The 14,084-nt window shown below is 44.9% G+C and carries 11 protein-coding genes; 3 read left to right on the plus strand and 8 right to left on the minus strand.

Annotation, left to right across the window (positions count from 1 at the left end):
- Positions 1-100: 100 nt before the first annotated feature.
- Positions 101-1,375: a DEAD/DEAH box helicase gene (locus G6N79_RS13265; RefSeq protein WP_103905272.1), complete on the minus strand. Its 1,275-nt coding sequence runs from the start codon at positions 1,373-1,375 to the stop codon at positions 101-103.
- Positions 1,376-1,930: 555 nt separating this feature from the next.
- Between G6N79_RS13265 and G6N79_RS13270 the strand changes: the two genes are divergently transcribed.
- The gene (locus G6N79_RS13270) at positions 1,931-2,449 is read left to right on the plus strand and encodes an RNA polymerase sigma factor (RefSeq protein ID WP_103905270.1); all 519 of its coding nucleotides are present in this window, start codon (positions 1,931-1,933) and stop codon (positions 2,447-2,449) included.
- Between the two features lie 94 nt (positions 2,450-2,543).
- Positions 2,544-2,915 (plus strand): nuclear transport factor 2 family protein, encoded by a 372-nt coding sequence (locus G6N79_RS13275; protein WP_103905269.1) that lies wholly within the window; start codon positions 2,544-2,546, stop codon positions 2,913-2,915.
- Positions 2,916-3,493: 578 nt separating this feature from the next.
- On the opposite strand, the gene G6N79_RS13280 is transcribed toward G6N79_RS13275, so the two are convergent.
- Positions 3,494-4,036 carry a lipocalin family protein gene (locus G6N79_RS13280; RefSeq protein ID WP_103905268.1) on the minus strand — a complete coding sequence of 181 codons (543 nt, stop codon included), beginning with the start codon at positions 4,034-4,036 and terminating at the stop codon, positions 3,494-3,496.
- Positions 4,037-4,227: 191 nt separating this feature from the next.
- On the opposite strand from G6N79_RS13280, the gene G6N79_RS13285 reads away from it, so the two are divergent.
- The gene (locus G6N79_RS13285; protein WP_103905267.1) at positions 4,228-6,408 is read left to right on the plus strand and encodes a GAF domain-containing sensor histidine kinase; all 2,181 of its coding nucleotides are present in this window, start codon (positions 4,228-4,230) and stop codon (positions 6,406-6,408) included.
- 128 nt (positions 6,409-6,536) lie between these two features.
- Here the strand turns inward: G6N79_RS13285 and G6N79_RS13290 are convergent, their stop codons facing one another.
- From G6N79_RS13290 to G6N79_RS13315, 6 genes are all read right to left on the minus strand, one after another.
- The gene (locus G6N79_RS13290; RefSeq protein ID WP_146060569.1) at positions 6,537-7,595 is read right to left on the minus strand and encodes a hypothetical protein; all 1,059 of its coding nucleotides are present in this window, start codon (positions 7,593-7,595) and stop codon (positions 6,537-6,539) included.
- Between the two features lie 982 nt (positions 7,596-8,577).
- Positions 8,578-8,970 (minus strand): DUF1398 domain-containing protein, encoded by a 393-nt coding sequence (locus G6N79_RS13295; RefSeq protein WP_103905265.1) that lies wholly within the window; start codon positions 8,968-8,970, stop codon positions 8,578-8,580.
- 24 nt (positions 8,971-8,994) lie between these two features.
- Entirely contained in the window at positions 8,995-9,252 is a 258-nt protein-coding gene (locus tag G6N79_RS13300; RefSeq protein WP_103905264.1) for a hypothetical protein, read from the minus strand.
- A 51-nt stretch (positions 9,253-9,303) separates the two neighbouring features.
- The gene (icd, locus tag G6N79_RS13305; protein ID WP_103905263.1) at positions 9,304-10,566 is read right to left on the minus strand and encodes an NADP-dependent isocitrate dehydrogenase; all 1,263 of its coding nucleotides are present in this window, start codon (positions 10,564-10,566) and stop codon (positions 9,304-9,306) included.
- Between the two features lie 16 nt (positions 10,567-10,582).
- The gene (locus G6N79_RS13310) at positions 10,583-12,718 is read right to left on the minus strand and encodes a cation:proton antiporter (protein ID WP_103905262.1); all 2,136 of its coding nucleotides are present in this window, start codon (positions 12,716-12,718) and stop codon (positions 10,583-10,585) included.
- 105 nt (positions 12,719-12,823) lie between these two features.
- Entirely contained in the window at positions 12,824-14,041 is a 1,218-nt protein-coding gene (locus G6N79_RS13315) for an ABC transporter permease (protein WP_103905261.1), read from the minus strand.
- Positions 14,042-14,084 lie beyond the last annotated feature (43 nt).

Genomic DNA, 14,084 nt, shown 5'->3' on the forward strand with positions numbered 1-14,084 from the left:
ATATTTGTCCCTACTTACCCTGAAAAATAAAAGGCCTAACCGATACGGTTAGGCCTTGATATCCTATAGTCTTTAAGATCGCTATTCGATGAATGCCTTGTTACTTCTTCTTGTTGCGCATGGTCATGCGTGCCTTTTCGCCACTGCCATAGTTATACGTTTTGCTGTTGCTGGCTTTCTTTTCATGGAATGCACCACCACGGCTCTTATCCTCTTCCACCTTTTCGCGCGTAATTTCCGATGGCTTATAGATATGCAGATCATCCGGTAAAGGCATAATCGGCATTTTCTTGCCCAGCTTCTGCTCGATCTTCTTCACTTCGGGAAGCTCCAGATCTGTCGCGAATGTGATGGCAATCGCCTCTGTATCGTCGGTCTTCAGGACATGCTTGATAAACTCATCCGTTGACTCAGGAATCTCAAAATGGAATATAAAAGGAATGCCCTGCAGGTCCAATTCGCCTGCGCCCTCGTTAGCTACGATCAGTAAACGTGTATTGGATGTTTGTCTGAACACCTGCACATCTTCATAGCCTTCATCTTCAAAGAACATTGGGTTTAGAATCGCCGCCTCGCCTTTCTTCAGGTGCAGTCTATTCAATAGGTTATGTGCGGTCTGTTTGCTGTTCACAAAGAGGACCACCTTATCAAACACCTCTTCATCGCGCATCAGATCGTTCAGCAGATTGATCTTGGTCGTGAAGTTCGGCACCTGGTACAGCATCAATTCATGCGTCTCGGCCACCTCTTCTGCAAGTTCCTCTACTTCGAATACCGGTGCAAAGGCCATGAAGTCGTCGATCATCAAGTGTAGTTTCTCATGTTCAACGGTACTGAACGCGAGGTATTGCACCTTGCCGCAGCTCTGCGCCAGTTCACGGACATTGGTCTGCATCCCCTGTTTTACTATTTCTTCCGCATCATCAATGATAAAGGTCTGTATGCGGTTCAGGTTGAGCCCCAGTTTCAGGTAGACCGCGCGGGCCCGCGCTGGCGTCGCCACAACGATATCCACCCCACGGACAAGGTCTTCGATTTCCTCTTCCATGCCGCCACTGGTCTTCAATCCCATAATATGCAGGTCCTTATTCTTACTGATGGTATAGAAACGGTCCACGATCTCATTGATGCGCTCCTCATTGGGAGCCAGGATCAAGAACTTCGGTGCTTCATCCTGCGTGTATTTTAGGCGCATCAAGACACCAAGCACATAGGAAGTCGTCTTGCCGGCCCCTTCCGGCGCAATACCGATCAGGCTATGCCCACCGATGATGCGCGAAATGGTTTTCAATTGGAATTCCTTCGCCGCAAAATAACCCAAGGCATTCATGTTGGCCTGTAGCCGCTTACTAAGTTTCAATTTATCTATGGACACTGCTGAATATTTAAAAGATTGTTCAGCTGCAAAGTTAGCTAAAATATGTTTACCAATAACAGCGCTTTATACCCTACAAAAAGTTAGATATGAGATTTTTTACCCAATGTTAAATATTTTGATTAAATTCAACCATAACCAATTAAATAAACAAATGAAAGGCATCTTTATTCTTGTAATAACCCTATTTACACTTTTTTTATACATTTTATCTGTTGTATCAGGTGATGAAAGGGGAAGCATTATCTCAATTTTTTTCTATACCCTTAGTTCGCTGCAATTCCTGAAAAGAAATGAAGTAATCAATTTGGACCTCTGACTTCCTCAAATGTTAAGGAAATGTTAAAATTCAATTTTTCTGTCACGTAAATTGTCCAATAATGTGAACAGAAATCGATTTATAAAGGATATATATGTTTTAAACATATAAATCAAAACGGTCTTAACGGGCTAAATTTGAACCATTTAACGATTTATTTTCTTTCAATAAAATTATATTGTTTTTCAGCATGCTTGTTGTCTATATAGGGTACACACGATTTAATTACTAACTATATGAGCAAGTTCAATTTTAACAGAGATGTAATGCAGCAGTCCAATGTATTATTAGAGTACGCGAAAAACTTCACGAAGGATCATAATGATGCAGAGGATTTATTGCAGGACACCCTGATCAAGGTCTATCGCTATATAGATAACTTTAAAGAGGGTACCAATTTGACCGGATGGATCTACACGATCATGCGCAATACGTTCATTAACAATTACCGCAAGAAATCCATCGTGAATTCCGTAGTGACTCAAAAGGAGGAATTTACACCTTCCGATCTGATCAAGTCTTCGGTAAAGAACAATGTAGAGAATGCATTCCTGAATGATGACATCCAGTATGCGCTCCAGAAACTGCCGGAAATGTACTACCGCCCGTTCGTGATGCACTTCGAAGGCTACAAATACTATGAGATTGCAGAATACCTGCAGATTCCAGATGGCACCGTTAAGACACGCATCCATATGGCGCGCAAAATGTTGCAGGGAATCCTGAAAGAATACAAGGTTTCCAGATCCGCATAACCAAATCCACCGGATTTCAGCGATCCTAATTCGAAATTCGGCAAACTGTTCTTCATCTATTCTGTTTTTAGGGTATACACCAAGAACATTCACGATGAAGAACGAAATCTTAACAATCGAACGCAAATATTGGGAGGCCATGGCCAACCACGATTTTGAAACAGTCAAGGAACTGACTTTTTTCCCATGTATCGTTGCCAGTAATCAAGGTATACGGAACATGGACGAGGATAGCTTTGCCCAAAATTTTGCCCAGGCGAAGGATATGCAGATGAACATTATCGATATCAGCCAGGAAGAGGTATCGGTGATTTCGGATGATTACGTTGTGCTGGGCTATGTCATCGAGCTGGAACATACCATGGATGGCCAAATGAAGCGATCCAAATGTGCCTGCACTTCCGCTTGGGCGCGTGTCAATGGCAGTTGGCAGTGTCCGCTGCATACCGAAACTGAATTGAGCTAAGAAAGAATTTCCCAACAACAATTAAAAATAAAGCCGATTAGCATTTCGCTAACCGGCTTTTTCAACATTAGTACTACACTATAGGTTCGTTATGGATGTTACCAAATTTTATAATTAAGAGCTCCGAAGGATCAGATTGCCGAAAAACAAAATAATCCAACAATTTCTTCCATACTATCCATTTATTGCTTACCTTGGGACCAACAAGCAACTCGCTGACCATCAATCTCTTACAAATCACATCCTTTTTAACAACTTGTTAAGGAATCCTTGATTTTATTTCGAAAAACAAACCGTTGACACGCTGTCGCATGTTGACATTTTCAATTATTTATGATAGAACTTGCAATTTTTGCAAGCCGAATTGGCAACAGAAATGCCCTTTTTGCTAGTATAGACCTTGTTCGAGGTGCTAGCGTACTGCATCCGCGGTGCTACCGAGGTGAGAGCGTGCCTATAGACACGCTCTCACCTCGCTCTCAGTACGCTCTCACCACGCTCTCACCTCAGACAAGGTCCGGAAACAACACTGGAAATCAATGCGTTACACCTAACTTATTTATCCGAAGTTTTCGAGCTTATTGTTTGGTCCAAACCAGTCTATTGAGGTCATAACCAGCATCTTTCGCCATTTTCATGAATTTATTTTTCACGGCATCCGGCATGGTTTTATTACGGGACAGGAACCAGATATAATCGGTGCTTTCACCAAATACCAGTACATTTTCATAGGCAGGATCCATAGCTACCACATTATAGCCCGAATAGAAAGGTCCGAAAAAGGAAACCTTTAGGGCACCTCTATTCGTATCTCCTACAAATTTCGCCTTACCTTCCGATTCTTTCCACTCCTGTTTTACTGTGTCAAAACCTTTGTTCAGGACATTGACGCTGCCATCTTCATTCAGGGTATATTCAGCAGTCACCTGATCCATATCCTTTTCGTGTTTAAAATCAAAGCGTGCGATTTCGTACCATTTTCCTGAATAGGATTTAATATCGAAATTCTCCACTACCTTGACGCCAGGAGGTACCTTTACGGATTTACAGGCAGCGAATATAAATGGACTCAGCAGCAATGCTGAACCTAGCGCAATTTTTAAATATTTTGAACATTTCATAGCTTGATGTTTCTTAAAGAACAAGAATTATTTAAAATAGTTAGTTATAAAGATTTATAAATTGAAATATTAATGTTACCACTTCGTATTAATACGGATTAATTAAAATATTCTACCTACCTTGCACCCGTTCCTTATTCGTGTTGGGCACGACATATCGAATAGCTTGGCATTACATTACTAACTATTTCATGGAAAAAATCAATTGTGAGGATGAACGTATTCAATTCTTAGGCCAGGTACAAGCTATCGGTTTTTTGTTGGTTACGGATTCATCCGGAAAAATATTGGCTGTAAGTGATAATTTTGACCAATTTGTCCAAGGCATTGATTTGTCAACGATAATTGACCGCAATATAGCGGAGTTGAATCTATTGGATCTCCATGGAAAAATTATTTCGGAATTTATCCATTCTACCGTCACAGAACGAAAGTCTGCACAGTTGGTTGAAGTTGCTGACCAGTCCATGCATTTCACACTCAGTCAGCTGAACGATTTGTATTACTTTGAATTTGAGCGCTGTACCAGGAAAGAAAAACTTCCCCTCTCGGTTTTCAATAACCGAATGATGGAACTGCAGTACGAAAAAGAACATGTATGGCAGTTATTGAGTAAGGTTATCTCCGAAAACTTACTGGTCGATCGGGTTATGGTCTACCAGTTCAATGAAGATAGTAGTGGTGTTGTTGTTGCTGAAACCCTGTTGTCTCCGGAATTGGACTCCTACTTGGGATTGAATTATCCTGAATTTGACATTCCGAAACAGGCTAGGGAACTCTATAAACGAAAACATGTGCGCTTTATTGCTGACGTGAACCAAACGCCGGCACGACTTATTTCCAATGCGCAGCACGATATAGATCTGTCGACGATTTCCATCCGAAGCCTCTCACCTATCCATTTGCAATACATCCGCAATGCGGGTTTCGAATCCAGCATCAGTTTTTCGATTATGATCAATGGAAAGCTTTGGGGGTTGATTTGCTGCCAGCATCGGACACCCCTGCACATCGATCGGGAGAGCAGGACGTTCGCTTTGATGCTGACCAATTTTGCGGCAAATCGTTTTCAGCAACTGAAGGATAAGAAACGCATCCAATATCTACAGGAGGTCCAGGAATTGGTACTGCTCCTAAAGGAGAAAGTCCTATTGAAGAGCAATTTCTTTCCTGAACTGAAACAATATGCCTCACATCTGCAGGAGATGCTTGGCGCAGATGGCATCGCCATTGGCTTTGACGATGGCATCCACTTGGAAGGGACAACGATCGACAAAGAAGTGTTACGTTCGGTATTGCCCCTACTACGCGAGCAAGCGAAGGATGGCTTATTTACGGACAATTCGTTAAGCAATCACCATCCGGCCATCTCTGCCGTCATCGGTAGCCAATTTCAAGGGATTGCTTTTTCCGAGATCGACGAGAACAGATCCTTTTTCATTATCTGGTTCCGGAAGGAAATTCTTCTGGATCGCAATTGGGCCGGTAAACCGGAGAAATTCTATGAATTGGATAAGGAAATCAATAAACTGAAGCCATCGCCACGCACCTCGTTCAACAGCTGGCGCGAACAGGTCAGCGGCACATCGCCGAAATGGACCAACCGCCAATTGCTGTTCATCGAACGCATCAAGCATGTCCTGCGAGAGGGTTTGATCAATAAGGCCACGGAGATCGATAACCTCAATAAGCAACTTATCGAACGGAACAACGCGCTGGATACCTATGCCTATACCATCAGTCATGACCTGAAGAATCCGTTATCGGCGATTAAGCTTTCGACGGAATTCCTACAGTTCAAGCGGGAGGTGAAGCCGGAGGCCATGGCCAAGATGACCAAGAATATTCTGGATTCCGTGGATATCATCCTGAACATGCTCGATAAGATTCATCAATTCTCCAAGGCTAGCGCATTCAATTTCGATGTGGAGACCGTTGAAACGGAGAATTTTATCCAAGAGATTGTCGATATGAGCAAGCACCGGTTCCAGGCACTACATGTTGATGTGCAATTGGGTGACTTGGTGCCTGTGAAAGGGGAAAGAACGTTGATCTATCAGCTCTTCCTGAATCTGGTTGGCAATGCGATTAAATACTCGTCAAAATCGCCAAATCCAGTCGTCCAGGTATCTTCCGCAAAAACGAACAACGGCACCATCTATACGATTCAGGATAACGGAATCGGTATGGCTGAAGAGGAACTGGAAACGGTTTTTGAGATCTTTAAGCGCATGTCCAACTCAACGAACTTTGATGGTTCCGGTGTTGGTATGGCCATCGTAAAACGGATCACCGATAAATTGGGAATCGATATCAGTATCAAGAGTAAACTGGGCGAAGGCACGACGATCCGCTTGATGTTTCAAGACTAAATTTGCCTGCATCCCTAACCGGGTTAACGGCGAGCAAATAGCTATAATACAACAAAGGCCCTGATGGATTTGAGATTCCTTAAGGGCCTTTTGCTTTACGTACTGGGTTTAAAATAGTTAGTGCATTCTTATTTTATGACAAAATCATGCAGATAGATTTTCTTGCTTTCGGCAAATAATACCTTAGGCTTTCCATTCGTCCAAAGTACACCGGTGGATTTTTGTCCGTTCTGGTAATTGCCAAGGACATAGACCTTTCCTGCGACCACCTGAATAGCAGTTGCTTCTAGATTCTGTGTATGGGAAAGTTGGTAGAGCTTGGTTTTATTTTTGTACACCACGGCGATGCGCTTCCCATTCTTCTGGATATTCGCGACAAAGTAATAGTCTTTTCCGGCCATGGTACCCAACACGTCTGTTGCAAAATCACCAAAAGGCAACCTGAATACTTCCTTGTCGTTCTTCCAGACCATGGCTGCATCGGACGATGCGCTGACTGTTTCCTTGCCCAGGACATAGATATCCGTGCCGATGGCATGGATGTAATCTGCATAGGTATTGGGACCTGCCAATGCGATGCCCATTCCGTTGACAAACATAAAGGCATTGCTCGCAAAACGGCCCGCAACCACAGGTTTACCATTCGATTCCGAAATGGAATTCAAACCGGACTGTACCAAGCAGCACCCCTTACGGGAAGCAACGCCATTGGTCCAGAGCACCAGTTTATAGGCATTCAACGTATCAACCCTACCGCCGATGTACACCTTACTACCCACCACATGGATTGCACTCCCTGTATTGTCTTTACTGGCCCCGGAAAGGTATTGGATCTTATTGTTTTTCCAATAAACTGCACGCTTGGTCCCTGCTGCAGTGACCTGATAGCCGGTCAGGTGGGCTTCTTTCGAATTGACAGCCGATATGGCAACGGCATCGGACCGCATATTCGGCGACAGCCTAACGACAGAGTCGTTGATACTGAGAATGGCCCTGCGATCGGCAGCTTTGTAATCCGTCCCGTATGAATACCCCGCAAAGAAAAAGGTAAGCGGTTTTGGTGTCGGTGGTTTCGTCGGTTCCTCAGGTTCCGGTTCAACAACTTCGATCTCTTTCTTATCACATGCGGACAGTGCCAGCATCAAGCCGAACATAACGGCTAACGTTCTAAAATTTAATCTTTTCATAATCGTGTTCTCCAGATAAAGGTGAACAAAAAAGAATCCACGAAAAGGCTTAATTATCGAGTGTAAATGATTGGTGAATAAAATAGGCTAAAATAGTATACAGAAAGGCGTTTTTGGGCGTATATACAAATTATCTACGGGTTTGGTTCGTTACGGAATTGGGGAATTTTAGGGGGAAAGATGGTGAATATGCTTTAGGCTGTACGCTGGCGCACGTCTTTTGTTGTGGGCGGTGTGGTGGCGGACTTGTGCCTATACGTGCCCCGGGCAGTGATCCCTGCACAGGCTTTCCGCACAACACTTGCGCCAGCGGGTTTTGGCTTGGAAAAATTGGTGATATGGGGGGGGGAGAAAATGGAAGCGCGAAGCGCTTCCATTTTCTCCCCCCTATATCACTTAAACGCCCTAACCGCATGCTAGCGCAAGAGTTGTGCGTGGGAATTGTGCGGTGGATCTCTTGTGCTCAAAACATGCCGTAGGCACCCCAAATCAATTTACATTTCATACAACCATCCAGGAATTTAATACCCATGCAACCCCGTAAAGGTAAAATTGCCCCAGCACCCCGTTTTTTGGTTTGCTAAAGCAAACCAAAAAACGGGGTGCTGGGGCTTTGGGATATGTATGGCGCTTGCTAAAATAGTTCAACCCCTCTGGGGTTGCGTGGCGCATAGAAATTCAATGATCGGTCGGTGAAAAAAATGCCCCTGGCACAAGTGATCCACTGGACAGTCCTCCTGCACAACACTTGCGCCAGCGGGTAAAATGCTTTAGCCTGTACGCTGGCGCACGTCATTTGTTGTGGGCGGTGCGGTGGAGGACTTGTGCCCATAATGTGCCCCGGGCACAAGTGATCCACTGCGCAGGCCTCCCGCACAACACTTGCGCCAGCGGGTAAAACAAACCACCCCCACAACACTTGCGCCAGCGGGTAACACCGGCCGCCCGTGGGGAACACTGATCGCCAGCGGGTGACAACCCTCTACCCTCTTACTTCCTCTTCCAGAATCTCCTCGCCTTTGCCATCAAAATACGTGCAGGTACCTTTCTGCAGGTCCACATGCCAATAATGGACACCCGTATTGGCACAATCCACCAGAAACTGCGGGAAATCTGTCTTTCCTTCTTGATGGTCCACCAATGCCTTGGCGAACGTCGGTAGGTCCACTTCTTCTGCTATGTCCACTGGCGGGTATTTCGCATGCGAATATACTTCATAGCCTCCTTCGCCGATATACTTTTCATTCCCGTCCTTAACGTGGAACTCAAATCCCGTGACTCCAAGCTCACGAATCTCTTGGATATACGCCGGGAAATCTGCAACGGTTTTCACCTTCGCATGGGCTTCTTCAATCTGTCTGTAGGTAAATGACATATAATATGTTGTGTGATTTTAAAATTAGAGCAAGGCCATTTTCCAGGCCTTTTCCAGCTCGCCATGCGCAAGGTATTCCTTCGCCTTCAGCAGCTGATGGGTTCTACGTGTTGTTTCATCGCCGATGAAAGCATTCAATAGTTCCTGCACCTCAGGTTCGAATTGAAAGGCATCAATTTCCTGATCCGTGGGAACCCGATCAATGCGCGCCAATTGCTCCAGGTCTTCCTGACTGAAGATACCCGCATGGATGATAAAATGTGGAATTTCTGTTATCTGCATAAAAAAAGCTGAACCTTAAAGTTCAGCTTTTTTACGTTATTTACAAAAGCATTATAGCTTTTCAATGATCTTATCTGCAAATTCCGATGTTTTCAATAGGGTTGCGCCTTCCATCAGGTTGTAGAAATCGACCGTTACAGTCTTATCCTTAATGGTCTGTGCCAAGGCTGCTACAATGGCATCGGCAGCTTCGGTCCAGCCCATATATTCCAGCATCATCACACCCGATAGGATTACTGATGAAGGATTCATCGTGTCGGTATTGGCGAAACGCGGAGCGGTTCCGTGCGTTGCTTCGAAAATGGCATGTCCGGTTTTGAAATTGATATTGGCACCAGGCGCAATACCGATTCCACCGACCATGGCCGCCAAAGCATCGGAAATATAATCACCATTCAGGTTCAACGTTGCCACGACATCATAATCATGCGGTGCGAGCAAGATCTGCTGCAGGAAATTGTCCGCGATAATATCCTTTACAATTAATCTACCTGCTTCTTCTGCTGCCTTTTGCTCGGCATTTGCAGCGTCCTGTCCGTCGCGAACTTTCGTTTGTTCCCATTGGTTCCAGGTATATACGCGATCGCCAAACTCCTTCTCCGCCACTTCATAGCCCCAGTTCTTAAAGGCACCTTCCGTATATTTCATGATGTTCCCCTTATGGACCAAGGTTACCGATTTGCGTCCCTCCGTGAGGGCAAATTCCAATGCCGCACGGATCAGGCGCTTGGATCCTTCCTCCGACACGAACTTCAGGCCTACCCCAGTCGTATTCGTGAAATTGTAATCCACATCCAGGTCCTCCTTCAGGAAGTCCTGCAATTGCTTCGCTTCAGCGGTTCCCGCTGCGAACTCAATCCCTGCGTAAATGTCTTCCGTATTCTCGCGGAAGATGACCATATCCACCTTTTCCGGATGCTTCACGGGCGAAGGCACGCCTTCATACCACTTGGTCGGCCGCTGGCACACATACAGGTCCAGTTCCTTGCGCAGGGCAACATTCAAAGAACGTATACCTCCACCGATCGGTGTGGTCAACGGACCCTTGATGCCTACTAAATATTCCTTGAAGGTTGCCAATGTTTCATCCGGCAACCAACTTCCAGTTTCGTTAAATGCTTTCTCTCCAGCCAATACTTCCTTCCAAGTAATCTTCCGCTTTCCACCGTAGCATTTCTCTACTGCGGAATCAAAAACGCGAACCGAAGCCCGCCAAATATCCGGTCCGATACCATCACCGATAATGAACGGAATGGTTACCTGATCTGGAACCTGCAACTTACCTGATTGATCGATACTTACCTTATCTGACATATAGTTTTAATTTATATTATTTTTCCTTACTGAACATATTTCCAATTTCGCGGCTGATGCGGCGGAAAATTGGTGCGGCTTGTACATCTTCATATTCGTCGATATGCTGATCTTCCAAGCGTGAAGGGAAAATTAATATTAAATTTTGATTCTTATAGTACTTCCCGACACGTTTCGCTAATCCATCTAGGGAATCGCGATAAGAAACATCGCCATACCTTGCGGATACGAAGACCAAAAGTGAATCGGCATTACTGAATGTGGAGAGTCCGTAGATATTATCCCAGTCTTCATACTGCTCAAAAACAATCGGCACACTGGATTTCAATTCTTCCATCATGTGTTCCACTGCCCTTCTGGATCGGCTGTTGCAGACAAAGGTGATCGGCAGCGACAGCTCCTGGGCAAGCTTGGTCATTTTCTCCATCCAATAATGGAACCCAACTTCAGATTCCGCTAATGGTGGAACAAAAATAATGATGGACTTGTTTGTAATAAATGGTTTTTCGATGCGGCACATCATCAGATTCGCATCGGTCCTGTTCAGGATGCTCTCGGTCTTCTCACCAACGATCTTCTCCACAAAACTGGTCGCACTCGGCCAACCCAGGATCAGACAGTCTGCGAAAGCCTCTTTCGACGCTCTGGAGATACCGTTGGCAATGTTGTAATCGACCATGGTCACCAGATCAACCTCCGTTTCGGATCCGGAAGCATATTTCGCCATCTTGTCCAGATTCTGGCGCGCCTGAGCAAGGTTTCGATCCGCCTGCTCATCATTCGGTACGACCGAGAGGATGTTCAACGGGTGTGGGGATTTCTTGGATTTAACAAGCGTTGCAAAATCCAGGATAGCCTCCATATTGTTCAGGTTGGCAATCGGGATGAGGATCTGCTCTTCATGTTCTTCCACATGCTCCATGTGTTCCTCGTGCTGCCTACCTTCCAATACGATCTTCTTGGAGGCATTTTCTGTGACAATGGAGGCAATGATACAGCTCACCAGAATCAAGAGAATGGTGCCGTTCAGGACGTGCTCATCGATAATGTTACTGTTGTAACCGACCATAATGATGGCCAGTGTAGCTGCTGCATGGGCGTTGCTCAATCCAAAGATCAGGTTTCGCTCGTTCTTGGAATATTTGAAGGCCAATTGCGTAGCCGTAGCTGCCAAGAATTTACCGACGATACCCACCAAGGTCAAGGCGCCAGCCACATAGAATACCGTTAATCCTTCACTATTGGTAAATACACCCACATCCACGATCATACCCACAGAAATCAGGAAGAACGGGATAAAGATGGCATTCCCGATGAACTCAATGCGGTTCATGAGGGCAGACGAATGGGGGATCAATTTATTCAATGCCAAACCGGCAACGAAAGCTCCGATAATAGGTTCCAGATTCGCCATTTCCGCAAGGAATGCAGCAAAGAACACCACCGTCAATACGAAGATATAGTGTCCTGTTTTTTCACTTTCCACTTTCTCGAAGAACCATTTGGCAATCTTCGGGATGATACCGAACATGATGAACAGGAAAATGGCAAAGGATACGCCGAGGGTAACCCAGAATTCGCCGTTGATATCGCCAGCCGATGCACCCTTGATCACCGCAAGGATAATCAGTACTGCTGTATCCGTCAGGATTGTACCTCCAATGGTGATGGCCACGGCCTCATTCTTGGAAATACCATAGCGATTGACTATCGGATAGGAAACAAGGGTATGCGTCGCGAACATACTGGCAATCAATATACTCGACAACAGACTATAATCCAGGATATAATAACATACAGGAAAACCGATTGAAATCGGGATGATGAAGGTAAAGAAACCAAAGAGGAAACTTTTGTGCTTGGTCTTCTTAAATTCGTTCATATCCAGCTCTAAACCAGCGATAAACATAATGTAAAGCAAACCAATGGTCGAGAACAGATCGACGGCTGCATTTTTCTCCAGCCAATTCAGTCCATGCGGACCGATGATCATCCCTGAAATAATCAAACCGATGATCCCCGGCACCTTTATGGGGCGGAGCAGAATCGGCGAGAGCAGTATAATAAAGAGTACGAGTGAAAAAATGAGTACGGGGTTCGTTAGAGGCGCCTCGAATGCATGAATTAAGTGATCAAGTATTTTATCGCTCATATAGTCAGTTTATGTTTAAATGCGTAAAATAACGCTCCGTTATTTCATGCGTAAGATAAGAAAAATAAAGAATTTAAGACAGAAACAATTAATTTCAGCCTAAGTTTACTTGAACTGAATTGTTTTAATTGGGGAGATTCTGGAGATCAACATGGAGGGGATAAAGAGGGTGATCAGGGCGATGCCAACCAACACCACATTCAACCAAAGGACTGTAAGCCAAGAGATTTCCATGGGCACGAAAGAAACGTAATAAATGCTCGGATCCAATTTGAAGAAATGGGTAGTCGTCTGGAAAAAGTAAAGCAACAATGCGATTACATTTCCCAAGATCAGCCCATACCCGATCAGATAAAGTGAATTATAGAGGAAGACGGTACGGATTTTCGTGTTGCGCATGCCCAATGCTTTCAACATCCCGATCATCGGCGACCGTTCGAGAATGGAAATCAACAGCGCAGAGATCATGTTGATCACCGCGACGATCACCATCAGAACGAAGATGATGTTGTCGTTCATATCGAGCATATTCAACCAATTGAAGATATCCTGCATCTGCATCACCACATTCGTGGCATACAGTTCTACCGGCATATTTTCGTTCAGCTGTTCTGTAGTCTCAAAAAGTTTATTGAAGTCATGGACACGAATCTCATAGCCACCCGCTTGCTGTTCTTCCAGATTGTTCAATCGGCGGATCAGCGGTAGAGAACCAATGACGTACATCTTATCCAATTCCTCGGAGTTGGTGCTGAAAATCCCTTTCACCGTAAATTTCCGCTTGCGGACAGGTTCCTGGATAAAGTACATAATGAAACTTTCACCCACTTTGAGGTTCAGTCGGTTGGCTAGGACGGAAGAGATCAGTAATTGGTTATCGGCATTTTCAGCCTTGAAATCGATGGGCTCACCCTCGAGGATGGTTTTTGCCAGAAAATCCTGATCGTAGTTTTCATCGATGCCCTTCAACAGCACACCTTCCACCTCCCCTTTCACATTCATGATCCCGGCTTTGGTTGCGAAGGGATAAACATCGGCCACATTGGGATTCTGCTTGAGTTGCGCAATCTGTTCGTTGGAAAGTTGAATGGGCGTATTAACGTAGGAGTCGTTGTGGTCATTCTTCAGCAGGATAATATCGCCAAAGAAGCCACGCTGCTTTTCGGTAATTTCACCTTTGAACCCATTCAAAATGGCCACTGCCATGATGATGGCCATAATTGCCAATGCCAGCGCACCAATGGTCACCCGTACGATCAGTTTAGAGAACGTCCGTTGTCCATTGAGGGTAATTCGCTTCGCAAGGAAATATGGAAAATTCAAGCTAAAATTAAATTTGTAACTTCGCAAAGTTAATAAAATTTGT

The sequence above is a fragment of the Sphingobacterium lactis genome (assembly GCF_011046555.1).
GTDB lineage: Bacteria > Bacteroidota > Bacteroidia > Sphingobacteriales > Sphingobacteriaceae > Sphingobacterium > Sphingobacterium lactis.